This window comes from Diaphorobacter sp. HDW4A (assembly GCF_011305995.1).
Lineage (GTDB): Bacteria > Pseudomonadota > Gammaproteobacteria > Burkholderiales > Burkholderiaceae_C > Diaphorobacter_A.
Window position 1 is genome coordinate 3,911,530 of the sequence record NZ_CP049910.1, and the last position, 26,628, is coordinate 3,938,157.

18 protein-coding genes and 2 tRNA genes are annotated in these 26,628 nt (G+C 61.5%); 11 read left to right on the forward strand and 9 right to left on the reverse strand.

Annotation, left to right across the window (positions count from 1 at the left end; all coding sequences use genetic code 11):
* The first annotated feature begins 36 nt into the window (after window positions 1-36).
* Window positions 37-996: a LysR family transcriptional regulator gene (locus G7047_RS17970; protein ID WP_166308408.1), complete on the forward strand. Its 960-nt coding sequence runs from the start codon at window positions 37-39 to the stop codon at window positions 994-996.
* Here the strand turns inward: G7047_RS17970 and G7047_RS17975 are convergent.
* Both G7047_RS17975 and G7047_RS17980 read right to left on the reverse strand, forming a co-directional pair.
* Window positions 950-1,780, reverse strand: coding sequence for an NUDIX domain-containing protein (locus G7047_RS17975; protein ID WP_166308411.1), 831 nt, complete (start codon window positions 1,778-1,780; stop codon window positions 950-952). The genes G7047_RS17970 and G7047_RS17975 overlap by 47 nt on opposite strands.
* Before the next feature lie 15 nt (window positions 1,781-1,795).
* The gene (locus G7047_RS17980; protein WP_166308414.1) at window positions 1,796-2,782 is read right to left on the reverse strand and encodes a quinone oxidoreductase; all 987 of its coding nucleotides are present in this window, start codon (window positions 2,780-2,782) and stop codon (window positions 1,796-1,798) included.
* Between the two features lie 146 nt (window positions 2,783-2,928).
* Between G7047_RS17980 and G7047_RS17985 the strand changes: the two genes are divergently transcribed.
* Together G7047_RS17985 and G7047_RS17990 are read left to right on the forward strand one after the other, a co-directional pair.
* Window positions 2,929-3,828, forward strand: coding sequence for a DMT family transporter (locus G7047_RS17985; protein ID WP_166308417.1), 900 nt, complete (start codon window positions 2,929-2,931; stop codon window positions 3,826-3,828).
* A 460-nt stretch (window positions 3,829-4,288) separates the two neighbouring features.
* The gene (locus G7047_RS17990) at window positions 4,289-6,238 is read left to right on the forward strand and encodes a PhoX family phosphatase (protein WP_166308420.1); all 1,950 of its coding nucleotides are present in this window, start codon (window positions 4,289-4,291) and stop codon (window positions 6,236-6,238) included.
* Between the two features lie 54 nt (window positions 6,239-6,292).
* On the opposite strand, the gene G7047_RS17995 is transcribed toward G7047_RS17990, so the two are convergent.
* Both G7047_RS17995 and G7047_RS18000 read right to left on the reverse strand, forming a co-directional pair.
* Window positions 6,293-7,486, reverse strand: a complete 1,194-nt coding sequence (locus G7047_RS17995; RefSeq protein WP_166308423.1) for an outer membrane beta-barrel protein — start codon at window positions 7,484-7,486, stop codon at window positions 6,293-6,295.
* A 176-nt stretch (window positions 7,487-7,662) separates the two neighbouring features.
* Window positions 7,663-10,134: a UvrD-helicase domain-containing protein gene (locus tag G7047_RS18000; protein ID WP_166308426.1), complete on the reverse strand. Its 2,472-nt coding sequence runs from the start codon at window positions 10,132-10,134 to the stop codon at window positions 7,663-7,665.
* Between the two features lie 241 nt (window positions 10,135-10,375).
* Between G7047_RS18000 and G7047_RS18005 the strand changes: the two genes are divergently transcribed.
* From G7047_RS18005 to G7047_RS18030, 6 genes are all read left to right on the forward strand, one after another.
* Window positions 10,376-11,353, forward strand: a complete 978-nt coding sequence (locus G7047_RS18005) for a GMP reductase (protein ID WP_166308429.1) — start codon at window positions 10,376-10,378, stop codon at window positions 11,351-11,353.
* A gap of 94 nt (window positions 11,354-11,447) precedes the next feature.
* A tRNA-Lys gene (locus G7047_RS18010) sits at window positions 11,448-11,523 on the forward strand.
* A 187-nt stretch (window positions 11,524-11,710) separates the two neighbouring features.
* A tRNA-Lys gene (locus G7047_RS18015) sits at window positions 11,711-11,786 on the forward strand.
* Window positions 11,787-11,955: 169 nt separating this feature from the next.
* Entirely contained in the window at window positions 11,956-12,924 is a 969-nt protein-coding gene (locus G7047_RS18020) for a tripartite tricarboxylate transporter substrate binding protein (protein ID WP_166308432.1), read from the forward strand.
* A gap of 22 nt (window positions 12,925-12,946) precedes the next feature.
* Window positions 12,947-13,816: an oxaloacetate decarboxylase gene (locus G7047_RS18025; protein ID WP_166312133.1), complete on the forward strand. Its 870-nt coding sequence runs from the start codon at window positions 12,947-12,949 to the stop codon at window positions 13,814-13,816.
* A 279-nt stretch (window positions 13,817-14,095) separates the two neighbouring features.
* A complete protein-coding gene (locus G7047_RS18030; protein ID WP_166308435.1) occupies window positions 14,096-14,521 on the forward strand; it encodes a hypothetical protein in 426 nt (141 codons plus the stop codon).
* Between the two features lie 113 nt (window positions 14,522-14,634).
* Here the strand turns inward: G7047_RS18030 and G7047_RS18035 are convergent, their stop codons facing one another.
* The 4 genes from G7047_RS18035 to G7047_RS18050 form a co-directional block, all read right to left on the reverse strand.
* Window positions 14,635-16,113 (reverse strand): glutamate synthase subunit beta, encoded by a 1,479-nt coding sequence (locus G7047_RS18035; RefSeq protein WP_166308438.1) that lies wholly within the window; start codon window positions 16,111-16,113, stop codon window positions 14,635-14,637.
* 72 nt (window positions 16,114-16,185) lie between these two features.
* Window positions 16,186-20,919 (reverse strand): glutamate synthase-related protein, encoded by a 4,734-nt coding sequence (locus G7047_RS18040; protein ID WP_166308441.1) that lies wholly within the window; start codon window positions 20,917-20,919, stop codon window positions 16,186-16,188.
* 183 nt (window positions 20,920-21,102) lie between these two features.
* On the reverse strand, window positions 21,103-21,801 hold the full coding sequence (locus G7047_RS18045) for a transposase (protein WP_166308443.1): 699 nt from the start codon (window positions 21,799-21,801) through the stop codon (window positions 21,103-21,105).
* Between the two features lie 41 nt (window positions 21,802-21,842).
* On the reverse strand, window positions 21,843-22,772 hold the full coding sequence (locus G7047_RS18050; RefSeq protein WP_166308446.1) for a LysR family transcriptional regulator: 930 nt from the start codon (window positions 22,770-22,772) through the stop codon (window positions 21,843-21,845).
* A 154-nt stretch (window positions 22,773-22,926) separates the two neighbouring features.
* On the opposite strand from G7047_RS18050, the gene G7047_RS18055 reads away from it, so the two are divergent.
* Both G7047_RS18055 and G7047_RS18060 read left to right on the forward strand, forming a co-directional pair.
* Window positions 22,927-24,141, forward strand: a complete 1,215-nt coding sequence (locus G7047_RS18055) for an ABC transporter substrate-binding protein (RefSeq protein WP_166308449.1) — start codon at window positions 22,927-22,929, stop codon at window positions 24,139-24,141.
* A 26-nt stretch (window positions 24,142-24,167) separates the two neighbouring features.
* Window positions 24,168-25,670 (forward strand): CoA-acylating methylmalonate-semialdehyde dehydrogenase, encoded by a 1,503-nt coding sequence (locus G7047_RS18060; protein WP_166308452.1) that lies wholly within the window; start codon window positions 24,168-24,170, stop codon window positions 25,668-25,670.
* Between the two features lie 35 nt (window positions 25,671-25,705).
* Here G7047_RS18060 and G7047_RS18065 read toward each other — a convergent pair whose 3' ends face one another.
* Complete coding sequence (locus tag G7047_RS18065) at window positions 25,706-26,623, reverse strand: SAM-dependent methyltransferase (RefSeq protein WP_166308455.1); 918 nt, start codon at window positions 26,621-26,623, stop codon at window positions 25,706-25,708.
* Between the last annotated feature and the right edge of the window lie 5 nt (window positions 26,624-26,628).

The following is a 26,628-nucleotide window of genomic DNA, read 5'->3' on the forward strand; positions in this document are numbered from 1 at the left end:
AAATCGATTTATTTGATAATTTCATGAGTTGAAATCATGAATGTGACCTTGCGACAGCTGCAGGTGTTTCTCTCGGTGGCCGAGACGCGCAATTTCAGCCGCACCGGCAATCTCATCGGGCTCACCCAGCCAGCCGTGAGCCGCAGCATCACCGAGCTGGAGGCGCAGCTCGGTCTGCAGCTCGTGAACCGCACGACGCGCGAGGTCGAGCTGACCGATGCGGGCCACAGTCTGGCCACGCGGCTGCCGCGCGTGCTGGACGATCTGGACTCCACCCTGCTCGACGTGGCAGGCATGGCCACCGGGCGCCGGGGCCGGGTGCGGGTGGCGAGCAGCCCGACGCTGTCGGCCAATCTCATGCCAGAGTGCATCGCGCTGTGCCACGAGCTGCATCCGGGCATGGAGCTGATGCTGCTCGACCGCGTGCAGAACGCGACGCTGGCGAGCGTGCTGTCGGGCGAGGTGGATTTCGGCGTGGTGATCGATCCCGAGGAGCGCGAGGCGCTGACCTGCGAGACGATTCTCAGCGAGCCGTTTCTGCTGGCCTGTCCCAAGGAGCATCGCCTCGCGAGCCTGCAGCAGGTGCGCTGGAAGGATCTGAACGGCGAATCGCTGGTGCTGCTCGATCACGCATCGGGCAGCCGCCGCCTGATCGACGAGGTGCTCGCCAGGCTTGGCGTGCAGTGCACGGTGGCGCAGGAAGTGGGCCACAGCACGACGATCTTTCGCATGCTCGAAGCGGGCCTCGGCGTCGCAGTGATTCCGCAGATGGCGCTGCCGCCGCAAGGATTTGCAGGCGATTCGGGGCTTTGCGTACGCCCGCTCACGCCGCGCATGGACCGGCAGGTGATGCTGGTGCAGCGGCGCAACCGCGCGCTCTCACCCCTCGCGCAGACGGCCTGGCAACTGGTGCGAGAGCAGGCTGCCAAGCTGGCTCAAGCTAGCCCAATCACCAGCCGAAATAGTCGGCCAGCAGCAGGGCCGCCTCGGGCGTGAATTCACCGCGCGCCAAGTGCTCCTGCACCACGGCCGTGGTCCACAGCTCGAAGCGCTCGACCTCGCCATCCTGATTCACAGGTTTGATGTCGGCGGGTACGGTGGCCGCGAACCAGTCGATGCGCTCGCGCATGTAGCCCGCGTTGTTTTCCTCTTCCGCTGGCTGCGCGAAATCGACATGGCCGCCGTGCCGCAGGTCGCGCAGATCGGCCATGCGCAGGCCCGCCTCTTCCCAGGTCTCGCGCTCGAGCGCCTGCTTGAGCGAGTCGGCGGCCGAGACCATGCCGCCCATCAGCGTGTCCCACATGCCGGGGTTGTTGGCCTTGTTGAATGCGCGCTGCTGCACCCACATGCGGCCATCCTGGGCGGTGCCGATCAGGTGAACGGCGCAGGTGGCGATGCCGAGTGGACGCACTGCGCCGCGCTCCACCGTGCCCACGCGCTCCCCCGTTGGATCGAGCACGAGCAACTGTTCATTGCGCCAAGGGCCGCACATGCCGGTACGACGCAGCGCCGCAGCCAACATGTTCATGGCCTCAGTGGCATCGCCCTGAATCGAGCGCAGATGCCAGCCGTCATCGGCACGCCGCAGCGCCGCGAACACCGGATCGATCAAGCCGCTCTGCACGATCTGCTCGAGCACGACGCGCTCCACCGAGCCCACCACATACCCCTGCACGATCAGCACATCTCGCGCGGCCACAGGTGCGCGTTGCGCATGCGCGCGTGCCGCCGCCAGCCATGCCGGAGCGGGCGTTCCCGTCGTTGCTGCGCTTGCCTGCATCGTCGCCTTTCGCCATCAATCCAGCGTGAGAATGGTCGAGCCGGTCGTCTTGCGCGCTTCCAGATCGCGATGCGCCTGCTGCACGTCCTTGAGCGGGTAGCGCTGCTCGATGTGGATCTTCACCTCGCCGCTCGCCACCACGGCGAACAGATCATCGGCCATGGCCTGGGTAGCCGCGCGGTTGCTGATGTGGGTGAACAGCGTCTGGCGCGTCACATAGATCGAGCCGTACTTGCCGAGTACTGCCGGTGCAAACGGCGGCACCGGACCGGATGCGTTGCCGAAGCTCGCCATCAGGCCAAACGGGCGCAGGCATTCGAGCGACTTGTCCCAGGTGTCCTTGCCCACCGAGTCGTACACCACCTTCACGCCCTTGCCGCCGGTGATCTCCTTCACGCGCGCAGCAAAGTCCTCGGTGTTGTAGTTGATGGCGTGCGCTGCGCCGTTGGCGAGCGCCAGCTGGCACTTGGCATCCGAACCCGCCGTGCCGATGAGCTGCAGGCCAAGCGCCTTCGCCCACTGGCAGGCGATCAGGCCCACGCCGCCAGCGGCCGCGTGAAACAGCACATGGTCGCCCTTCTCGAGTCCTTCGACCGGGCGCGCTTTCTTGAGCAGATACTGCGCGGTCAAGCCCTTGAGCATCATCGCCGCACCGGTCTCGAAGCTGATCGCATCAGGCAGCTTGCAGACGTTCATCGCGGGCATCACGCGTGCTTCGCAATAGCTACCTGGCGGCTGACCGGCGTAGGCCGCGCGGTCGCCCACCTGCAAGTGTGTGACGCCCTCGCCCACCGCTTCGATCACACCCGAAGCCTCCATTCCGATGCCCGCCGGCATCTTGAGCGGATACAACCCCGTGCGGTGGTACACGTCGATGAAGTTCAGGCCGATGGCCTTGTGGCGGATACGGATCTCTCCGGGGCCAGGCTCACCCACTTGCACGTCGACGAGTTGCAGCTCTTCGGGGCCGCCATGCTGGCGGATTTGTACGGCGAGAGTCATGGCGTCGGATCTCCTGTTTCGTTGTCTGGTTGGATATGAAAAATCCCGAATTTGCATCCTGCCACGAATTGAACACCCGCGCCCACGTCAGCCCTCCCGCGAGACGGAATGCAGAGCCCCTCGGCGCTACCTACAATCGCCGCCTCATGACGCAAAAAATAGCACCCGGCACCATCGCCATGCTGACGATCGCGCCGCTCCTGTGGGCTGGCAACGCGGTCACCGGCAAGCTGGTCCACGACCTCATTCCGCCCGCCACGCTGAACTTCCTGCGCTGGGCGCTGGCCTTCGTCATCCTGCTGCCGTTTGCATGGCAAGCGCTACGTCCGTCCAGTCCCATGTGGCCGCACTGGAGGCGCTACTGCCTGCTCGGCCTGCTGGGCGTGGGCTGCTACAACGCGCTGCAGTATCTGGCGCTCGGCACCTCGACGCCGCTCAACGTCACGCTCGTCGGCGCCAGCACGCCGGTGTTCATGCTGTTCATCGGCGCGGTGTTCTTCGGCGTGCCCGCAAGGCGCGAGCAGATCATCGGCGCGGTGCTGTCCATCGTCGGCGTGGTGCTCGTGCTCTGCCGCGGCGACATTCACCAGTTGCTCTCACTGCGGCTGGTGATCGGCGATCTCTACATGGTGCTCGCCGTGATCTCGTGGTCGCTCTACAGCTGGCTGCTGGTGCGCACCAGCGAGCCCACCAGCATCCGCAGCGACTGGGCCATGTTCCTCATCGCGCAGATGGTGTTCGGCCTCGGCTGGTCAGGCGCGTTCGCGGGCATCGAGTGGTCCATGGATCACCGCGAGATTCTCTGGAGCTGGAAGCTCGCCGCCGCCATGGCCTTCATCTGCATCGGCCCGGCCATCATGGCGTATCGCTGCTGGGGCCTCGGCGTTCAACGCGCGGGCCCGGTGGTCGCAGGCTTCTTCATCAATCTCACGCCACTGTTCGCAGCCGTGCTGTCGCTCGCGCTGCTCGGCGAGGCACCGCATCTCTACCACGCCATCGCGTTCGCGCTGATCGTCGCAGGCATCGTGACCTCGTCGCGACGTTAAGAGAAGCACCCCCTGAGCCGCTTCGCGCCTTCCCCCTCTCTCGCTTCGCGGGAGGGGGACGCAGCCAGCGCGGCGGGGCGGCCCTTGCGCGGCTGCCCTCGCCTAGGCCGCGCCGATTGAATGGACCACGGATCACTGCAAAGTCCCCTGAGTCGCCTCGCGCCTTCCCCTCTCTCGCTTCGCGGGAGGGGGACGCAGCCAGCGCAGCGGGGCGGCCCTTGCGCGGCTGCTCTCGCTTAGGGTCGCGCCAGTTTCATGCGCTGCGCCATCAATGAATGACACGAAAACGTCACACAAACGTCAAAGCGCTGTCACCCTCGTTTTTTAGGATGCGTGCCAGAGAGAGCGAGGGCGTCATCACGCTTCCCAGCCATCCACCCCTTGCTTCTCGTTTGCGTTTGTGCTGCGTTCATTCACATGAGCGCAGCACGGCAGTTTCACCCATCCAACGAAAAGCACGATGTCTCAATCCCCACTGCTCTCCCGTCGCAAGACCCTGCAAATGCTCGCTGGCATCCCTATGCTGCCGCTGGGCGCGGGCGCGTCCGCAGCCCTTCTTACCGCATGCGGCGGTGGCGGTGGCGGCAATGCAAGCTTCAAATCCGTGAGCTTCACCGGCATGGCAGCACCCACGCTGGCCGCACCCGCAGCCATGGCGACGACGACTGTTGGCTCCGCCATGAAGGTGCTGTTCGATGATGACAGTAGCCAGACCTACAACCTCGCCTACCAGCCGTTCTTCATTACCGGCGACATGGTCAGCGATGGCAAGGGCGGCAAGATACTGGCCGGTGGTTATGTGGACATCAACAACAAGCCGATCACCGACGCCACCGTGGCCGGAAGCGAACGCCAGTTCTTCTCCGATTCGCCGGACGGCACATCGCTGCTGACCGTGGCCGATGCCAAGGTTGACGGCGTGAAGGGCAAGCCCGTGTTCGCCGTGGTGCAGTTCGAATACACCACTTGGGCGCAAGACGGCAAGAGCGACATGTACGGCAAGCTGCCGTCGCCCATCGCCGTGCTCACACTCGACCAGGACCAGAAGACCGGCAAGCTCAGCCTCGTGAAGTACCACAACGTCGACACCTCGAAGGTGCACGGTCTGTGGATCACCTGCGGCGCAAGCCTCTCGCCTTGGGGCACCCACCTGTCGAGCGAAGAGTACGAGCCCGATGCGTTCAGCATCGCATCGAATGCCATGTTCAAGGCCTACTCCAAGAACCTGTACGGCAGTGACACCGCAGCCAATCCGTATCACTACGGTCACATGCCCGAAATCATCGTCAACAAAGACGGCACTGCCTCGATCAAGAAGCATTTCTGCATGGGCCGCATCTCGCACGAACTCGTACAGGTGATGCCTGATTCGCGCACCGCCCTGATGGGTGACGATGCGACGAACAGCGCGTACTTCGTGTTCGTGGCCGATAAGGAAAAGGACCTTTCCTCCGGATCGCTGTACGTCGCCAAGGTCGGCGCAGGCTTCTCTATCGACCCATCCGCTACGGGAGCTGCCGCACTCACCTGGATCAAGCTCGGTTCGGCCACCAGCGCCGAGATCGAGAATCTGGCCAGCACGCTCAAGCCCACCGACATCATGACCGTGGTGAGCAAGGACCCGGAAGACACAAGCTTCACCAAGATTGTCGCCAACGGCAAGACCGAGTGGATCAAGCTGAACGCTGGCATGGAAAAGGCCGCAGCCTTCCTCGAAACCCACCGCTACGCCGCCCTCAAGGGCGCAAGCATGGGCTTCACCAAGATGGAAGGCACGACCGTCAACGCCAAGGACAAGATTGCTTACTCTGCACTGCAGAACTGCCAATCGTCTATGGTGGCAGGCAACGCAGCCAACGTGCCGGGCAACGGCGTGTCCATCCCCAAGGCGCTGAACGCGGGTGCCGTGATGGCGCTGAACCTGCGCGGCGGACAGAAGGACACTTCTGGCGCTGCCATCAACAGCGAGTGGATGCCCGTCGACACGAAGGCACTGCTGGCCGGTGAGGACATCTCCGCCGACGCCCTTGGCAACACCGGCAACCCGAACAAGATCTGCAACCCCGACAACCTCAAGTTCTCGGAAAAGATGCGCACCCTGTTCATCGGCGAAGACTCCAGCCAGCACGTGAACAACTTCCTGTGGGCCTACAACATCGACACCAAGACGCTCTCGCGCTTGATGTCGATCCCCGCAGGTGGTGAATCTACCGGCCTGCACGCCGTCGACGAAATCAACGGCTGGACCTACATCATGAGCAACTTCCAGCACGCCGGTGACTGGGGCGGCATCCACGCCGTCGTGAAGGACACGCTGGATCCGCTGATCAAAGCGAACTACAAGAACAAGTCGGGTGCGGCCGTGGGCTATCTGACGGGCACGCCGAACCAGCCTTCACTCAAAAGCTGATTCGCACTACGGACGTGGCGGACCATGGTTCTTGACTTGAATCGCTTCCGTGATTCAGAACAGAAAACCCGCCTCCACCAACGCACGCAGTTGTCCACGCTGCGTGCCGTCTGACCCAAAAGATGCCCCCGCAGCGGGCTTCACGGTGCGTACATATCCCAATTCGCCACGGGCAAACAAGCGGCCGCTTTGCCATGTCGGCGTGATCGTCACAGACCATGCGCTACTGCCCGGCCCGAACAGCAGACTGGTTGACTGGCAGTCCGGCATCGCACCACAGGACCCGCCGCTGCTCTTCAAATACTCGGCACGTGTGGCAAGCGACCATTCGGAATCGAATCCAACCTTGGCGAGCAGCGCCGCTCCATAGGCTTTCGCCGAGCGATCCAGCCCCAGCGACTCATCCCGCTTCACCTCGCTGTACTGCAGATAAGGCGTGAGCGTCAGCGCGCCTTGCGTATGGCTGTAGATCAAATTGAAGATGCTTCCGTTGTTCTGCACGAGTGGCGTAGCCGCAGAAGATTCATGGCTGCGCGAGAGCGCCCCAGCGCCCACCAGGGTCACCGTATTCGAGGTGTCGAACGCATAGGACAACGATCCGGAAACCCAGTTGTACTTGCCCGAATAGAAACCGTCGTTGATGGACACGGCAGCATTCACTACATCGGCGCTGTAGTTCACCTGCACGCCGCGACTGATCGCAGGTTCTTGATTCCAGAGCAGCCCACGCTGAATGTTCATATTTTGGAAAGTGAAAGTAGACTCTGCACCAACCAGCGTCGGCAAAGCCCCTGCCATCACACTCAACTGCGAATTCAAAACCACTTTTGCATAAGCCACCGGCAAAACACCATACAAATCGTCCGTGGCCTTGCGCGCCCTTATATACGCAGAGCCCAAGGCAGGCAGCGAATAGGCACCCGCCTGCGCATAGAACTGCAGCGGCCCATCGATAGTCTGCAGTTCGAACTGCGCGTTGCTCAAGTCTCCACGTCCACGCGAACCATCGGTGGAATGGCTTTGCACCAAACCCAGTGCACTCAGCTGACCCGACATATAAACGTGCCCCAACACTCCACCATCAAACGACAGTGGATCGCCCGCCGGTTGCAGCGGCCCCACATAACCCGGCGATGCCAGCGGATCGGCAAACGCCGCCGTCGCACCCAGCAGCGCAGCGCAAGCTGCTGTGCATCGAATCCCCCATTTCGCCGACTGCAACGCCAGCAATTCAAAGCGTCTGCTCATCCTTATCCTCCCGATGTCATTGAATGAAAAGCGAGCGTAACGATAGAACCTGGCGTATTCATGCCATGCAGAGCTTCACGTCGTACGTATAAAGAATGGATAAAGATGGCAAAAAAACGCGCTGCAGATAATCTCTGTCAGCGCGCATTTGAAAGAAATGGACTCAGTTCAGGGTGTCACTCCACAATCGTCAACTTAGCCACCGACAGCGCCAGCCATTTCGTGCCATGGCGCGGGAAGTTCACTTGGGCGCGCGCGTCGTCGCCCGTGCCTTCGATGGCGAGCACCTTGCCTTCGCCAAACTTGTTATGGAACACCGCCGTGCCTGCACTCAAGCCGTGCGATGGTTTGGTCTTCTGTACGGGCACTGGCGGGCTTGCGAAGGTTTCTGATTTGGCCGCGCCATATCCGCCACCACCACCATAGCCCCCGCGCCCTGCAACGCGGTTGCCATAGGCGGCATCGGGGTTGTAGGTGCCAAAGCCCTGCTGCTTGGGAGTGAGCCACTTGAGCGCGCTCTCGGGCAGCTCGTCGAAGAAGCGGCTCTTGATGTGATAACGCGTCTGACCGTGCAGCATCCGCGTCTGTGAATGGCTCAGGTACAGGCGCTTGCGGGCACGCGTGATGGCCACGTACATGAGGCGGCGTTCTTCTTCGAGACCATCACGGTCGCTCATCGAGTTCTCATGCGGAAACAAGCCCTCTTCCATGCCGCCGATGAACACGCAGTCGAACTCCAGCCCCTTGCTCGCGTGCACCGTCATGAGCTGCACCGCGTCCTGGCCGGCCTGCGCCTGGTTGTCGCCTGCTTCCAGCGCCGCGTGGGTGAGGAAGGCCGCCAGCGGCGACAGCGTTTCGCCGGTGTCGGCATCGACCACGCCCGGCGTGGTGCTCGTGAGCGGCTCGTCGCTGCGCGGCAGATCGGGATCGATGCCCTGGCTGGCCGGGCTTTGCGTGAGCGGTTGGCCCAGCTCGTCAAGCGGCAGCGCGACCGCATCGCGGCCAAAGCCTTCCTGCGTGACGAAGCTCTCCGCCGCGTTGACCAGTTCCTCCAGATTCTCGATGCGATCCGCGCCTTCTTTTTCGTTGCGGTAATGTTCGATCAGTCCACTCGATTCGAGCATCTGCGTGATGATGCCGCGCAGGTTCATGCCATGCGTCTGCTCGCGCAGCACGTCGAGCATGGCCACGAAAGCGCTCAGATTCGCACCGGCCTTGCCGGACACCGCGCTCACCGCGTCATGCAACGAGCACCCGGTCGCGCGTGCCGCGTCCTGCAGCGATTCAATCGAACGTGCGCCGATGCCGCGCGGCGGAAAATTCACCACGCGCAGAAAGCTGTTGTCGTCGTTCGCGTTCTCGAGAAGGCGCAGATACGCCAGTGCGTGCTTGATTTCGGCACGTTCGAAAAAGCGCAAACCGCCATACACGCGGTACGGCACCGACGCGTTGAACAGTGCCGATTCGATCACCCGGCTCTGTGCATTGCTGCGGTAGAGAATCGCGATTTCGCGGCGCTCGTGACCGTCGTTCTTCACGAGCTGCTTGATCTCGTCGACCATCCATTGCGCTTCGGCCAGATCGCTGTTGGCCTCGTACACCCGCACCGGCTCGCCCGGTCCCTGCGTGGTGCGCAGGTTCTTGCCGAGACGCCGGCTGTTGTGCGAGATGAGTTCATTGGCCGAGTCGAGAATGTTGCTGTAGGAGCGGTAGTTCTGCTCGAGCTTGATCTGGTGCTTGACATCGAACTCGCGCACGAAGTCGGCCATGTTGCCGACACGCGCACCGCGAAACGCGTAGATGCTCTGGTCGTCGTCACCCACCGCGATCAAGCTGCCGCTGGTACGCATCGCCCCGCCCACCATGTCGCCTGCGATCTGCTTGAGCCAGGCGTACTGCAGGCGGTTCGTGTCCTGGAACTCGTCCACCAAAATGTGCTGAAAGCGCCGTTGGTAGTGCTCTCGCACGGGATCGTTGTCGCGCAGCAGCTCGAACGAACGCAGCATCAGCTCACCGAAATCCACCACGCCTTCGCGCTGGCACTGGTCTTCGTAGAGCTGGTAGAGCTCGACCTTTTTGCGGCTGTCCGCGTCATGCGTGGGCACGTCGCCGGGACGCATGCCCTCTTCCTTGCAGTTGGCGATGTAGTAGGCCAGTTGCTTGGGCGGAAAACGTTCCTCATCCACACTGAACTGCTTGCACAGCCGTTTGATGGCCGAGAGCTGATCCTGCGTATCGAGAATCTGGAAGGTCTGCGGCAAACCCGCAAGCTTGTGATGCGCTCGCAGCAACCGGTTGCACAGGCCGTGGAAAGTACCGATCCACATGCCGCGCACATTCACCGGCAGCATCGCAGTCAGACGCGCGATCATTTCCTTGGCGGCCTTGTTGGTGAAGGTCACAGCCAGAATACCGCCCGGCGTTGCGTAACCGTTCTGCAGCAGCCAGGCGATGCGCGTGGTGAGCACGCGCGTCTTGCCCGAACCCGCGCCGGCCAGAATCAGCGCGTGGCCTGCGGGCAGGGTGACGGCGGCAAGCTGCTCGTCATTGAGCCCCTGAAGCAGCGGTGAGGCGCCATTGCGCGCAGCGGCCGACGGCTCGTCGAACAAACCGGGAGGTGGCGCAGAAAACATGTCTTGTGGAAGCATCCCTCCATTGTAAAAAGCCCTGCTCCCCGCTGGAGGTTCACAGCACTGTTCAGAGAGGTGAATAGCCACACACTCACATGCGACATTCCACAGCCCTCGAAATCTCTTTAGAATTAATCACCGGGCCCAAGATTTTCTTGGCCCGGTTTTTTGTGCCCGGAACATTGCGTTCGGCTTGCACGACTACCGGTTGCCAGACCAAGCGCCCATTTCTGAAATGAACTGTTAGGAGCTTGGACTCATGGAAATCTTCGACTACGACAACATCCTGCTGTTGCCCCGCAAGTGCCGCGTGGAAAGCCGCTCGGAATGCGACACCAGCGTGCAACTCGGTGAACGCACCTTCCGCCTGCCGGCCGTGCCCGCCAACATGAAAACCGTGGTGGATGAGCGCATCTGCACCTGGCTCGCCGAAAACGGCTACTTCTACGTGATGCACCGCTTCGATCTGGACAATGTCCAATTCGTCAAGGACATGCAAGGCAAGGGCACTTTCGCCTCGATCTCGCTCGGCGTGAAGCAACCAGACTACGACACCGTTGACCGCTTCGTGGCGGAAGGCCTGTGCCCCGAATACATCACCATCGACATCGCCCACGGCCATGCCGACAGCGTGAAGAACATGATCGGCTACCTCAAGAAACACCTGCCCAAGGCCTTCGTGATCGCCGGCAACGTGGGCACGCCCGAAGCCATCATCGACCTCGAAAACTGGGGCGCCGACGCGACCAAGGTCGGCATCGGCCCGGGCAAGGTCTGTATCACCAAGCTCAAGACCGGCTTCGGCACGGGCGGCTGGCAGCTCTCCGCGCTCAAGTGGTGCGCACGCGTGGCGACCAAGCCCATCATTGCCGACGGCGGCATCCGCAGCCATGGAGACATCGCCAAGAGCATCCGTTTCGGCGCCAGCATGGTGATGATCGGTTCGCTGTTTGCAGGCCACGAAGAATCACCGGGCAACACCGTGGAAGTGGACGGCCAGCTGTTCAAGGAATACTACGGCTCGGCAAGCGACTTCAACAAAGGCGAGTACAAGCACGTCGAAGGCAAGCGCATTCTCGAACCCGTCAAGGGCAAGCTCGCCGATACGCTGATCGAGATGGAGCAAGACGTGCAATCGTCGATCAGCTACTCCGGTGGCAAGAAGCTCATGGACATCCGCAAGGTGAACTACGTGATCCTCGGCGGCGACAACGCTGGCGAACATCTGTTGATGTGATCGGCGTGAAATTTCTCGGGGAAATTTCCACTTTTCCCGAGAGCGCTCACAATTTGGTGCATAATAGCGGCTTCGGCAAATTGCTGAACGCTAAGGGCTCTTAGCTCAGTTGGTAGAGCAGCGGACTCTTAATCCGTTGGTCGAGTGTTCGAATCACTCAGGGCCCACCAAGATAAGCAAACCCGCTGCAACTTCACGGTTGCAGCGGGTTTTGTCTTCAAGACGAAGCGTTCTCACATCGCCGCAAAACCCTTGATGATCGAGTGAATTTCTGCTGTTCTGCAGACCTTCCATTTCGATGTATAATTCAAGGCTTCGGTTTTCAGACATCGTCTTTTCGACAGGCTGATCACCCAAGGGCTCTTAGCTCAGTTGGTAGAGCAGCGGACTCTTAATCCGTTGGTCGAGTGTTCGAATCACTCAGGGCCCACCAAGACAGCGACGCGCTGCAATCTCACGGTTGCAGCGCGTTTTCGCTTATGCGCTCACTACACAATCCAGCCCCAGCATTGTTCAACAATCCCTATGGATTCCCCCATTGGCACGGGACGAGCGTCATGCGCCAATCGGAGCTTTGTCTTTTTGCTCAAAGCTCCAGCGACATGCGCACTCACAACTCCATCTTCTCCTCCATCACTCTGGCCGCAACTCTGGCACTCTGCACCCTGTCCGCACAAGCGGCCGACTACCCGGCCAAGCCCGTCGAGCTGATCGCATCCGCCGCCGCCGGTGGCGGCACCGACAACATGGCACGCGCTTTCACCGAAGCCGCGCGCAAGCATTTCTCGCAGCCCATCGTCGTGGTGAATCGTCCCGGCGCGGCCAGCTCGATCGGTTTCACCGAAGTCGCCAACGCCAAGCCTGATGGTTACAAGCTCGGCATCATCACCGTGAACCTGGCGATTCTGCCCGCACTCAACCTGACCAAGGTAACCGTCGAGGACTACATCTACATCGCACGGCTGAACAACGATCCGTCCGCCATCACCGTGCGTGCGGATGCCCCCTGGAAAACCATCGAGGACTTCCTCGCCGAAGCCCGCAAGAACCCCGGCAAGCTGCAGGTGGGCAACGCCGGCATCGGCGACGCGTGGCACGTGGCCGCACTCGCTCTGGAAGAAAAAACCAAGACCAGCTTCAACCACGTGCCCTACCAAGGCGGCAACCCCGCAGTACTGAGCCTGCTCGGCGGACATGTGGATGCCGTCACCGTGAGCCCCGGCGAAGTGGCGCAGCATGTGGCAGCGGGAAAATTGCGCATGCTGGCCGTGATGGCCGATCAACGCATGCCCGGCGTGTTCGCGCAGACACCGACGTTCAAGGAACGCGGCATTGATCTGACCGTAGGCGCGTGGCGCGGCCTCGTCGCGCCGAAGGGTACGCCGGATGCCGTCGTGAAGACCCTCAAGGACATGGCTCGCAAGGCCGGCAATGAAGCAAGCTTTCGCGAAACATTGGAGAAGACCAACCTCGGCTACTCATATGGGGAGGGCGACGTGTTCCTCAAGCAGATCCTCGGCGACCGCGAAATGTTCAAGGGCATTCTCGCCAAGCTCGACGTGAACAAGTGAGGGCACGACCGTGACTGTGAACATGACATCCCAGGCGCAGCGCATGCAGGACATACTATTGCGCGGCGAGATGCTGCAGGCGCCCGGTGCGCCTGATGTACTGACCGCACGCCTCGTTGAACACGCGGGCTTCAACGCCATCTACATGACCGGCTTCGGCGCGACGGCGAGCACGTTGGGTGTGCCCGACATCGGCCTGATGACGCAGACCGAAATGCTCACACAGGCCCGCAACATGGTGCGCGTGACAAACATCCCGATCATCGCCGACGCGGATGCAGGCTACGGCGGCATCAGCAACATCGAGCGCACGGTGGTGGAGTACGCCAACTCGGGCGTCGCCGCGATCCATCTCGAAGATCAGGTCGCCCCCAAACGCTGCGGGCAGATGGCGGGCATTCGCCTGCTGAGCGTCGGCGAGAGCGTCAAGCGCTTGAAGTGCGCGGTGCAGGTGCGCGGCAACCATCCGCTGCAGATCATCGGCCGCACCGACGCGCTCGGCGTGGACGGCATCGATGCCGCCATCAACCGCGCCAAGGCCTATCAGGACGCAGGCGTGGACCTCGCATTCGTCGATGGCGTGAAAACCATCGCGCAGGTCGAGCAGATCGCCGCGCGCCTCGATGGACGCAAGGTGATCTCCGTCGTCGAAGGCAACGAAACCACGGTGCTGTCTGTCGAACAACTACGCGCGATGGGCTTTTCAGTAGTGCTGTATGCGGTGACCACGCTGTTTGCCGCTGCGAAGACCTCGCTCGACGTGCTGCAACAGCTCAAGCAATCGGGTTCCACACAGGCCGATGCACAGAAGATGATGGGCTATACCGACTTCGTGAAGATCGTCGGTATCGACAAGCATCAGAAGCTCGACGAAACGTTTGGAGGCGATTGATTTCGCCTTGAGTTGATCCTGCCAAAGCAACGATTGGCACAGCTGCCAAGAGTCAAGGGCCAGCACTTAGAATTGCGCTCAAAGGCAAGCGCTCGGGGACGCTGCCCAGGGCCAGACCCATCACAACTCCAAGGGGGAGCCGTGCCACTATTGAACTTGTCTTGCGTGAACTGCTCTGCGCCGCTGCAGATCACGGACGATGTCGACCGATTCGCTTGCTCGTATTGCGGGTCATCCCAGAGAGTCGAGCGCAAAGGAGGCGTGGTTTCGCTGCGACGTGTGGAGGACGCCATTCGGGCCGTACAACGCGGCACGGATCGCACTGCTGCTGAGCTCGCGGTTCCTCGCCTTGGCAAGGAACTGGATCAGCTCAGTTCTTTGCGTCATCAATCGCTGGCAGCCGAGAAAGCGAAAATGCAGAGTGCTCGCAGCGGCCGCAGGTCACTCACTCTACTGACGTTTGTTGTGGTGTTCTTTGGTGGCTTGATGCTGATTGGCTTTACATCGGAACACTCCAAGCTACTCGGAGTCTTTAGCATCGTGTGGTGCATCGCCATCTTTGCCATCCCTACGTTTGTCTTCAAGACCATCAAACTACCAAAAGACAACTCTAGAAAAATCGCATCGGATATCGATGCACGGGCCGCCAAAGTCGAGGAACATCTACGGGCCAATCGGAAAATTCTTGATGAACTCCCGGTGTGAGCCTCCTGCCATCATTCCTCTCCGAAGTTCGTTGTGCGTCCATGAAAAAGCGCCCTGACCACTACTGATCAGGACGCATTTCACGCAATCAACCCCGTCGCTGGACCACTTTCTCAGCGCGGCAGTTCGCTCGTACCCATCAGGAACTCGTCCACAGCACGTGCCGCCTGACGGCCTTCGCGGATGGCCCAGACGACGAGTGATTGGCCACGGCGCATGTCGCCCGCAGCAAACACCTTGTCCACGCTGGTCGCGTAGCCACCCATGAAATCGGTGCTGGCGCGGGCATTGCCTCGGCCATCCTTTTCCACGCCGAAGGCTTCGAGCACAGCGGCGACCGGGCTCACGAAGCCCATGGCCAACAGCACCAGATCGGCCTTCAGGATTTGCTCGGTGCCGGGCACCTCGACCATCTTGCCGTCCTTCATTTCGATGCGAACGGTCTTGAGCGCGGTGATCTTGCCCTTTTCACCGATGAATTCCTTCGTGGCGATGGCGAATTCGCGCTCGCAGCCTTCTTCATGGCTCGACGAGGTGCGCAGCTTGGTGGGCCAGTAAGGCCATACCAGCGGCTTGTTTTCTTGCTCGGGCGGCATGGGCATCAGCTCGAACTGCGTGACGCTGACAGCGCCATGGCGGTTCGACGTGCCCACGCAATCCGAGCCCGTATCGCCGCCGCCGATCACGATGACGTGCTTGCCGTCGGCGCGCAGTTGGCCCTTGAGCTTGTCGCCAGCGTTGATCTTGTTTTGCTGCGGCAAGAATTCCATCGCGAAATGGATGCCATCCAGATCACGACCCGGCACGGGCAGATCACGCGACTGCTCAGCGCCACCGGTCAGCAGCACGGCGTCGAACTCTTTCTGCAACTCTTCAGGCGTGACCGTTTCCTTGGCCCAGTTGGTGACCTTGGAGCCCTTGCCCAGACCATCCTTGGCAGCACCGACGAACACGCTGGTGCGGATCTTCACGCCCTCCGCTTCGAGCTGTACAGCGCGGCGATCGATATGCGACTTTTCCATCTTGAAGTCGGGGATGCCGTAGCGCAGCAGGCCGCCGATGCGGTCATTCTTTTCGAACAGCGTCACATCGTGACCGACACGTGCCAGTTGCTGTGCCGCCGCCATGCCCGCAGGGCCTGCGCCGATCACGGCAACCTTCTTGCCGGTCTTGTGCTTGGGCAGCATGGGCTTGACCCAGCCTTCTTCCCAAGCGCGGTCGATGATGGCGTGCTCGATCGACTTGATGCCGATCGGGTCGTCATTGATGTTCAGCGTGCAGGCTGCCTCGCAAGGTGCGGGGCAGATGCGGCCGGTGAATTCCGGGAAGTTGTTGGTACTGTGCAGCACCGTGATCGCGCTCTTCCAGTCCTGGTGATAAACGAGATCGTTGAAGTCCGGAATGATGTTGTTGACCGGGCAGCCGTTGTTGCAGAACGGCGTGCCGCAGTCCATGCAGCGCGCGCCCTGTATCTTGGCTTGTTCATCATTGAGGGCAATGACGAATTCCTTGTAGTTCTTCAAGCGCTTGTCGACGGGCTCGTAGCCCTCATCGATGCGCTCATATTCCATGAAGCCTGTGGTCTTTCCCATGATCGTGGTGTCCTTGAATTTATGAATGAATGTGCTTTTTTTGCGACGTCAACGTTGAACGCTTCAGAACGCTTATTTCGCAGGAGCCACTTCCTTCTTTGCCTTGGAAGCAACGGCGGGCGTGCCCTGCTCTTCCAGCACTTTTCGTTCATAAATTTCCGACAGCGCGCGCTTGTATTCGGTCGGGAACACCTTCACGAATTTGCTGCGCGACGCGGCCCAGTTGTCCAGCAATTCGCGGGCACGGCGGCTGCCGGTCCAGCGGGCATGGTCTTCCAGCAGCTTCTTGAGCTGGGCTTCATCGGTCTGGTCACGGTGCCAGATGCCACGCGCGACGGTCGCTGTCTGCTCTTCGGCAGGCAGGATGCGCTCGAGCGAAACCATTGACATGTTGCAGCGCGAGTCGAACTGGCCGTCTTCGTCGTAAACATAGGCGACGCCGCCGCTCATGCCCGCCGCGAAGTTGCGGCCGGTCTTGCCGAGCACCGCCACGGTACCGCCGGTCATGTATTCGCAGCCGTGGTCACCCACGCCTTCGACCACGGCCGTCGCACCCGACAGGCGCACTGCGAAACGCTCGCCAGCCACGCCGGCGAAGAACGCCTCGCCGCGCGTTGCGCCGAACATCACGGTGTTGCCAACGATGGTGTTCTGCGTAGTGGAGCCACGGAACTCGTGGCTTGGGCGCACGACGATGCGGCCGCCCGACAAGCCCTTGCCAGTGTAGTCATTGGCTTCGCCGCTGACATTCAACGTGATGCCCTTGCACAGGAACGCGCCGAACGATTGACCGCCCGTGCCTTCGAAGTGCACGCGGATGGTGTCATCGGGCAAGCCTTCTGGGTGCACCTTGGTGACCGCGCCCGACAGCATCGCTCCGACGGAACGGTTCACATTGCGCGCCACTTCCATGATGCGCACGCTCTCACCGTTGTTGATGGCGGGCTGGCAGCGCTCGATCAGCTTCACATCAAGTGCCGATTCCAGCTTGTGGTCCTGCTTGTCGACGTGGAAACGGGCCACGTCGGCTGGCACGATGGGCTGGGCAAACAGTCGGGCGAAATCAAGGCCCTGAGCCTTCCAGTGCTCCACGCCCTTGCGGGTATCGAGCAGGTCTGCGCGGCCAATCAGATCGTCGAACTTGCGAATGCCAAGCTGCGCCATGATCTGGCGGACTTCTTCAGCGATGAAGAAGAAATAGTTCACCACATGCTCGGGCTTGCCGCTGAACTTCTTGCGCAGCGTCGGGTCTTGCGTAGCCACGCCGACCGGGCAGGTATTGAGGTGGCACTTGCGCATCATGATGCAGCCTTCAACGACCAGCGGAGCGGTCGCGAAGCCGAACTCGTCAGCACCCAGCAGAGCGCCGATCACCACATCACGGCCGGTCTTCATCTGGCCATCGGCCTGCACGCGGATACGGCCACGCAGGCGGTTCAGAACCAGCGTCTGCTGTGTTTCAGCCAGACCGATTTCCCAAGGTGAGCCCGCATGCTTGATCGACGACCAAGGCGATGCGCCCGTGCCGCCGTCGTGGCCGGCGATCACCACGTGATCGCTCTTGCACTTGGCAACGCCAGCGGCAATCGTGCCCACGCCGACTTCGGAGACCAGCTTCACGGAGATGTCCGCGTGCGGTGCTACGTTCTTCAGATCGTGGATCAGCTGCGCCAAGTCTTCGATCGAATAGATGTCATGGTGCGGCGGTGGCGAGATCAGGCCCACCCCCGGCACCGAGTAGCGCTGCATGCCGATGTATTCGGTGACCTTACCGCCTGGCAGTTGACCACCTTCACCAGGCTTCGCGCCCTGTGCCATCTTGATCTGGATTTGATCGGATGACACAAGGTATTCCGCCGTCACACCGAAGCGGCCCGAAGCGACCTGCTTGATTTTGGAGCGCAGCGAATCACCCTCGCGCAGCTCGATGTCGGACTCGACCTGAGCGCTGCCGATGACGGAGGCCAGCGTCTCGCCCTTCTTGATCGGGATGCCCTTCAATTCGTTGCGATAGCGCTTGGGATCTTCGCCGCCTTCGCCCGTGTTGCTCTTGCCGCCGATGCGGTTCATAGCGACAGCCAGCGTAGCGTGCGCTTCGGTGGAGATCGAGCCCAGCGACATCGCGCCAGTGGCGAAACGCTTGACGATCTCGGCAGCGGTTTCGACTTCCTCGACGGCGATCGCCTTCGCGGGATCAACCTTGAACTCGAACAGACCGCGCAGCGTCATGTGGCGCTTGCTCTGGTCGTTGATGAGCTGTGCGTATTCCTTGTACGTGCTCCAGTTGTTGGAGCGTGTGGAATGCTGCAGCTTGGCAATCGCGTCGGGGCTCCACATGTGCTCTTCACCGCGCGCACGCCAGGCGTACTCGCCGCCGGTCTCGAGCATGGTTTCCAGCACTGGATCATCGCTGAACGCCGCCACGTGGTTGCGGATGGCTTCTTCAGCCACTTCGAACACGCCGATGCCTTCCACGCGGCTGGCGGTGCCGGTGAAGTACTTGTTGACGGTCTCGCTGTTCAGGCCCACCACTTCGAACAACTGCGCGCCGCAGTAGCTCATGTAGGTGCTCACGCCCATCTTGGACATGATCTTGGAGAGGCCCTTGCCCACGGCCTTCACGTAGTTGTAGATGGCCTTGTCGGCAGACAGCTCGCCCGACATGTCCTTGTGCAGCTCGGCCAGAGTTTCCAACGCGAGGTAGGGATGAACGGCTTCCGCGCCGTAGCCAGCCAGCACGCCGAAGTGATGCACTTCACGCGCGCTGCCGGTTTCGACCACCAGACCGGCGGTCGTGCGCAGACCTTCGCTCACCAGATGCTGGTGGATGGCTGACAGCGCCAGCAGCGCGGGGATCGCCACTTGCGTAGCCGAGATGTTGCGGTCGCTGATGATCAGGATGTTCGCGCCACCCTTGATCTCGTCCACAGCCTGCGCGCACAGCGACGCGAGCTTGGCTTCCACGCCTTCCTTGCCCCACGACAGCGGATAGGTGATGTCGATGGTCGCGCTCTTGAACTTGCCATGCGTGTACTTTTCGATCTCGCGCAGCTTGGTCATGCCCTTGAAGTCGAGGATCGGCTGATGCAACTCGAGGCGCATCGGTGGGTTCACCTGATTGATGTCCAGCAGGTTGGGCTTGGGGCCCACGAAGGACACCAGCGACATCACGATGGCTTCGCGAATCGGGTCGATCGGCGGGTTGGTCACCTGCGCGAACATCTGGCGGAAATAGTTGTAGAGAGGCTTGTTCTTGTCGGACAGCACGGCCAGCGGGCTGTCGTTGCCCATGGAGCCTATGCCTTCTTCGCCGTTCTTGGCCATCGGAGCCAGCAGGAATTTGATGTCTTCCTGCGTGAAACCGAAGGCTTGCTGGCGCTCAAGCAGCGGCAGCGCGGAGACGGGCTGCTGCACATCGGCAGGCACGTTCACCTCGTCGAGCTTGATGCGCAGGTTTTCAATCCACTGCTTGTAGGGCTTGGTGTTGACGACGTTGGCCTTGAGTTCGTCGTCTTCAATCAGGCGACCCTGCTCCAAATCGATCAGCAGCATCTTGCCGGGTTGCAGACGCCACTTGCGCACGATCTTGCTGTCGGGCACGGGCAGCACGCCCGCTTCAGAAGCGAGGATCACGAGGTCGTCATCGGTCACGACATAGCGCGATGGGCGCAGGCCGTTGCGGTCGAGCGTGGCGCCGATCTGGCGGCCATCGGTGAATACGATGGAGGCCGGGCCATCCCATGGCTCGATCATCGCGGCGTGGTATTCATAGAAGGCGCGGCGGCGCTCGTCCATCGACTCGTGCTGTTCCCATGGCTCGGGAATCATCATCATCACGGCCTGGCTGATCGGGTAGCCAGCCATGGTCAGCAACTCGAGGCAGTTGTCGAACGTGGCGGTGTCGGACTGGTTGGCGAAGCTGATGGGATAGAGCTTCTTCAGATCATCGGCCAGCACGGGCGACGCCATCACACCTTCGCGCGCCAGCATCCAATTGTAGTTGCCGCGCACGGTGTTGATTTCACCGTTGTGCGCCACATAGCGGTACGGGTGAGCCAGCGGCCATTCCGGGAAGGTGTTGGTCGAGAAACGTTGATGCACCAGACCGATGGCGGAGACGCAGCGCTCGTCCGACAGGTCCTTGTAGTACACGCCCACCTGGTCGGCCAGCAGCAGGCCCTTGTAGACCACGGTGCGGCTGCTCATGCTGGGAACGTAGTATTCCTTGCTGTGCTTGAGCTTGAGGTTTTGGATCGCAGCGGAGGCCGTCTTGCGGATCACGTACAGCTTGCGCTCGAGCGCGTCCTGCACGATCACGTCGGCACCACGGCCGATGAAGACCTGCCGCAGGATGGGTTCTTTCTCTTGCACGGTGGGCGACATCGGCATGTCGCGGTTCACCGGCACATCGCGCCAGCCGAGCAGCACCTGGCCTTCGGCCTTGATCGCGCGCTCCATCTCCTGCTGGCAGGCGAGGCGCGATGCGTGTTCCTTGGGCAGGAAAATCATGCCGACGCCGTATTCGCCGAGCGGTGGCAGTTCCACGCCCTGCTTGGCCATCTCTTCGCGGTAGAGTTGGTCGGGGATCTGGATCAGGATACCTGCGCCGTCGCCCATGAGCTTGTCGGCGCCGACGGCACCGCGATGGTCAAGGTTTTCCAGAATCTTGAGCGCGCCTGTCACGATGTCGTGACGCTTCTGGCCCTTGATGTGGGCCACAAAGCCCAAGCCGCACGCATCGTGCTCATTGGACTTCGAATACAAACCGTGCTCTTGCAAGTGCTGGATTTCTGCTGCCGTAGTCATGGCGCTCTTCCTCAATTTATCGCGGGGAAGGCAAGAGTAGTGCATTGCAACAATTTCACGCAAGTACTTTAATTGGGGTCAGAACACAAATTAAAAAATCACTTTTTTGGTGCGTATTAATTAGGGACATATCAAATCAACTAGCGGTAAGTCATTGAATATCAACCGCTTGAATCAAATTTCTCAGCCCGGATCTTTGGCACTGGCGGGCCTTCCGGCACGCGCCTTCACCACGCGGCGCGGTGTGGACTGTTGCAAAGAAGCCAGAAAATCTGCATCACCCAGTGCCCAACCATTGAGCGCGCTGTCGGTGATTGCCATCTGCTCGGCGCGGTTGATGCCCTCGCGCACCAGCGACGCGTAGGCTTCGTCGCGCGCAAATGGCGTGTTGCCGAGCGCCCAATAGAGCGGATGCGGTGTGATCAGCCGGTCCGAGCGCAGGCCAATGTAGTGCCCGTGGCTGGACCAGCGAAAATCGGCAGGGTCATTGCACAGGCCGTCGCGCACCGGGTTCAGATCGAGATAGACCATGCACGGCAGCAGATGGCGCTCGGCCTGCACCAACGTGTTGCGGTAGCGCCCTTCCCACAGCGTGCCGGAGCGCCCGTGCCGCTGATTGAAATAGCGCACGTAGCGCCGCCCCAATGCCTGCATCATCAGCGTGAGCCCCCGCTCAGTCTGCGGCGTGGCGAGCAAATGGAAATGGTTGTCCATGAGCACGTAGGCATGCACCGCGACCTGCTGCGCACGCGCGTATTCGCAGAGCAGCCCCCACATCATCTCGCGGTCCGCCGCATCGAAGAAGATCGGCTGACGGTTGTTCCCCCGCTGGATCACATGGTGCGGATAGCCGGGAAGCGTGAGACGGGGAAGACGGGCCATGGCGGGATGATAGCCGCGCAAGCCGCCCGCCTGTTCGTTGCTCAGGCCACGCCTTGCCACCGCCGTGTCTGCCCCATCAGAAACGGCTGATTGCAGTCCACCACCTCGCGCAGAAACTCCCACAGCGCGCGCACGCGAGCACGCTCGCGGATGTCGCCGGGTGCCGCCATCCAGAAGGTGCGCGTGAGATGAACGTCATCGCCGAGCACGCTCACCAGATCGTCGCACGGTGCCGCCATGAAGCACGGCAGAACGGCAATGCCACGCCCCTCTCGCACCGCATTGAACTGCGCGACCACGCTGGTGCTACGCAGCGGCGTGAAAGCATCGGCCACCATTGACGAGAGATAACGCAGCTCCGGGCTGAATACCAGTTCCTCCACATAGCCGAAGAATCGGTGCGTCTGCAGATCTTCCAACGTGCGGATGGGTGCATGTCGCTCCAGATACGACCGACTGGCGTAGAGCTGCAGCCGGTAGTCCGTGAGCTTGCTGCAGACTTGGCCCGTGTTCTGCGGCCGCTCGATGTTGACCGCCAGATCCGCCTCGCGCTGCGACAGGTTGATGAAGCGCGGCACGATGATCAGCTCGACCTCGATGGCGGGATGGCGGTCGCAGAAATGGCTCAGATGCGGCGACAGAAAGAAGCTGCCAAAGCCTTCGGTCGCGCCAAGCCGCACCTGCCCGGTCAGCGCATGGGTCTCTCCGCCCACCTCCTCGCCAACCAACGCCATCGAGCTCTCCATGCGCTCCACATGTTCGAGCAAGCGATGCCCGGAGGTCGTGAGCACATGGCCCGCAGGCGTGCGCTCGAAGAGCCGCGCGCCGAGTTCCTTCTCAAGCCGGTGCAGCCGGCGCGTCACCGTCGAATGGTCGATCGAAAGACGCCGCGCAGCCTCCTGCGCCGATTGGGCGCGCGCCACTGCGAGGAACAGCCGCAGGTTGTCCCAGTTGATGGCGGCAAGCGACATGGGCCCTCCTATGGGGGTGGTGCAAATTTGCATTCAGCATATGCCAAAACGCCGAATCCATTTGCATTTGTGCTGGATTAGAGTGAGCCGAAGCGCGACGCAAAGCTCGTCGCGGTTGAAGAAGAAAACCTGTTCAAAGGACCAAGGAGACAACATGACAATCGTTCGCGGCGCGATCGCGCTGGCAGCCCTGACCCTGTGCATGGGCGCACAAGCCCAGATTTCCGATGGCGTGGTCAAGATCGGCATCCTGACCGACATGGCTGGCCCCTACTCCGGCATGGGCGGCGCAGGTTCGGTGGTGGCCGCTCGCATGGCCATCGACGAATGCCTGAAGGCCGAGTGCAAGGGCATGAAGATCGAACTGGTGAGCGCCGATCACCAGAACAAGGCCGACATCGCCGCGACCAAGGCTCGCGAATGGCTGGACCGCGACAAGGTCGACGCGATGGCCGACCTGACCAACTCGGCGGGCGCGCTGGCGATTCAGAAGCTCATCAAGGAAAAAGGCGGCATCGCCATGTACAGTGGCCCCGCGACCACGCGTCTGACCGACGAGGACTGCGCGGAGAACGGCTTCCACTGGATGTTCGACACCTACTCCTCGGCCTCGGGCGCTGCGGCAGCGCTGACGCGCGCGGGCGAGAAGAACTGGTTCTTCGTGACGGTGGACTATGCTTTCGGCCACTCGCTCGAAAAGGATGCGACGGACATCATCAAATCCTACGGCGGCAACGTAGTCGGCAGTGTTCGCCATCCGCTCAACGCAAGCGATTTCTCGTCGTTCATCATGCAGGCGCAAAGCTCCAAGGCGCAGGTGATCGGCCTCGCCAACGGCGCGCAGGACACGGTCAACGCGATCAAGGCGGCGCGTGAATTCGGCATCACCGGCAATGGTTCGCAAAAGATTGCCTCGCTGCTGATGTTCCTGACCGACGTGCACTCGCTCGGCCTCAAGCAGGCGCAGGGCCTGATGTTCTCGGAAGGTTTCTACTGGGACATGGATGACAAGACGCGCGGCTTTGCCTCGAACTTCGAAAAGCTGCACAAGGGCTTCAAGCCAACCATGGTGCAGGCCGGCGTGTTCTCCAGCGTGCGCCACTACCTCAAGTCGGTGGCCGCGGCCAAGACCGATGACTGGAAGGTCGTCGCCCAGAAGATGCGCGAGGTCCCCATCGATGACCCGATCATGCGCAACGCCAGCATCCGCCCCGATGGCCGCGTGATCCACGACATGTATTTGTTCCAGGTGAAGACGCCCGCCGAATCCAAAGGCGCATGGGACTACTACAAGACCGTGAGCACCATCCCCGCACAGATCGCCTTCAAGCCGCTGGCGCAATCCGCCTGCCCGCTGGTGAAGAAGTGATCCAATCCATTGCACAAGAGACCAGCATGAGCACACCCACCACCATCCATCATTTCATCAACGGCAAGCCCTACGCCAGCAAGAGCACGGAGTGGCGCGACGTCACCAACCCGGCCACGCAAGAGGTCGTCGCACGCGTGCCGTTCGCAACGCGCGAAGAGGTCAACCTCGCGGTCGCCAACGCGGTGGAGGCCTTCCAGACCTGGCGTGCCACTTCGCTCGGCACGCGCATGCGCGTGATGCTCAAACTGCAGCACCTGATCCGCGAGAACACCGCCGAGCTTGCGGCGCTCATCACACGCGAGCACGGCAAGACCCTGCCCGATGCGGAAGGCGAGGTCGGACGTGGTCTGGAAGTGGTGGAGCACGCCTGCTCGATCACCACGCTGCAGCTCGGCGAAATCGCGGAGAACGCTGCGACCGGCGTTGATGTCTACAACCTCATGCAACCCATCGGCGTGGGCGCGGGTATCACCGCGTTCAACTTCCCGGTGATGCTGCCCTGCTTCATGTTCCCCATGGCGATCGCCTGCGGCAACACCTTCATCCTGAAGCCATCGGAACAGGATCCGAGCTCGACCATGCGCCTTGTCGAACTTGCGCACGAGGCAGGTGTGCCGCCCGGCGTGCTCAACGTCGTTCATGGCGGTGCCGAAGTGGCAGACATGATTTGCGACCACCCCGACATCAAGGCACTGTCCTTCATCGGCTCGACCCATGTCGGCACGCACATCTACCGCCGAGCGTCCGACGCGGGCAAGCGCGTGCAATCCATGATGGGAGCGAAGAACCACTGCGTGGTCATGCCCGATGCACCCAAGGAGCATGCGCTCAACAACTTGCTGGGCTCAGCCTTCGGCGCTGCTGGCCAGCGCTGCATGGCCAACTCGGTGGCAGTGTTCGTCGGCGCGGCCAAGGACTGGCTGCCCGAGCTGGTCGAAAAGTCCAAGGCCATGAAAGTAGGCCCCGGCACCGACCGCAGCGCCGACCTCGGCCCCGTGGTGAACCCCAAGGCCAAGCAGCGCGTGATCGGCCTGATCGACTCCGGCGTGGCGCAAGGAGCGAAGCTGCTGCTCGATGGCCGCGATTGCGTGGTCAAGGGCTACGAGAAGGGCAACTTCGTCGGCCCGACCGTGTTCTCGGAAGTGACCGATCAGATGGACATCTACCAACAGGAAATCTTCGGCCCGGTGCTGAACATCGTCTGTGTGGATACGTTGGAGGACGCCATCGCCTTCATCAACCGCAATCCGAACGGCAATGGCACGTCAATCTTCACATCGAGCGGCTGGGCTGCGCGCAAGTACCAGCACGACATCAACGTGGGACAGGTCGGCATCAACGTGCCGATTCCCGTGCCGGTGGCCTACTTCAGCTTCACCGGTTCACGCGCTTCCAAGCTCGGAGACCTCGGCCCCAACGGCAAGCAGGCCGTGCAGTTCTGGACGCAGACCAAGACCGTGACCGCGCGCTGGTACGAAGAAGGCAGCCGCGCGGAAGGCGTGAACACCACCATCACGATGAAGTGACAGTGAAGTGACTGCGGCGGCCCGCCTCAACATCATCAATCGGCAGCCGCTTCGTTCGCGAGGCCGAAGCGGTGCGCCAACGACTTCTCAAGGCCAAACTCCTGAAGAATCGCCTGCAGTCGCTCCTGCGCGCTGCGCTTCTTCTGGCCAGTGTAGCGGGCCAAAATCAGCTCGTTTTTCATGCTGTGCTCCCAGCCGACCAGCTCGGTCACTGTAACCTGATAACCGCTCGCTTCAAGGTAAAGGCAGCGCAGCACATTGGTGATCTGGCTGCCCAGCTCACGCGTGTGAATAGGATGACGCCACAGCTCGGCCAGCGGCGTGCGTGAGAGCTGCAAGGCCTTGCCTTGGCGAAGGCAAGATGCCACCTCGGCCTGGCAGCAAGGCACGAGCACCATCGCGCGCGCCTTCTTTTCCAAACCAAAAGCAATCGCATCATCGGTCGCCGTGTCGCAGGCGTGCAGCGCGGTGATCACGTCGATCTGCTCGGGCAGCTCCTGCGATTGCGTGGATGCCGCGACCGAGAGGTTGAAGAAACTCATCCGCTCGAAGCCCAACTGCTTGGCCAGTGCTCGTGAGCGCTCCACCAGCTCCGCGCGCCATTCAATGCCGTAGATTTCTCCGCGACCGAGCTGCTTGAAGAACAGGTCGTAGAGGATGAAGCCGAGATACGACTTGCCCGCGCCATGATCGGCCAACGTGGGCGCGTGATCATTCGCAGCCAATTCAGTAAGCACCGGCTCGATGAACTGATAGAGGTGGTAGACCTGCTTGAGCTTGCGGCGCGAGTCCTGGTTGAGCTGGCCTTCACGCGTGAGGATGTGCAGTTCCTTGAGCAGTTCGATGGACTGGCCGGGGCGCAGCTCGGCCAGCACAGCAGCCTTCGCGGCCTCGGCCTTGGATGCGTGTTTTGGAGCGTCCTGCTGGCGTGGCGATTTTGGCTTCGTCGACATGTTGC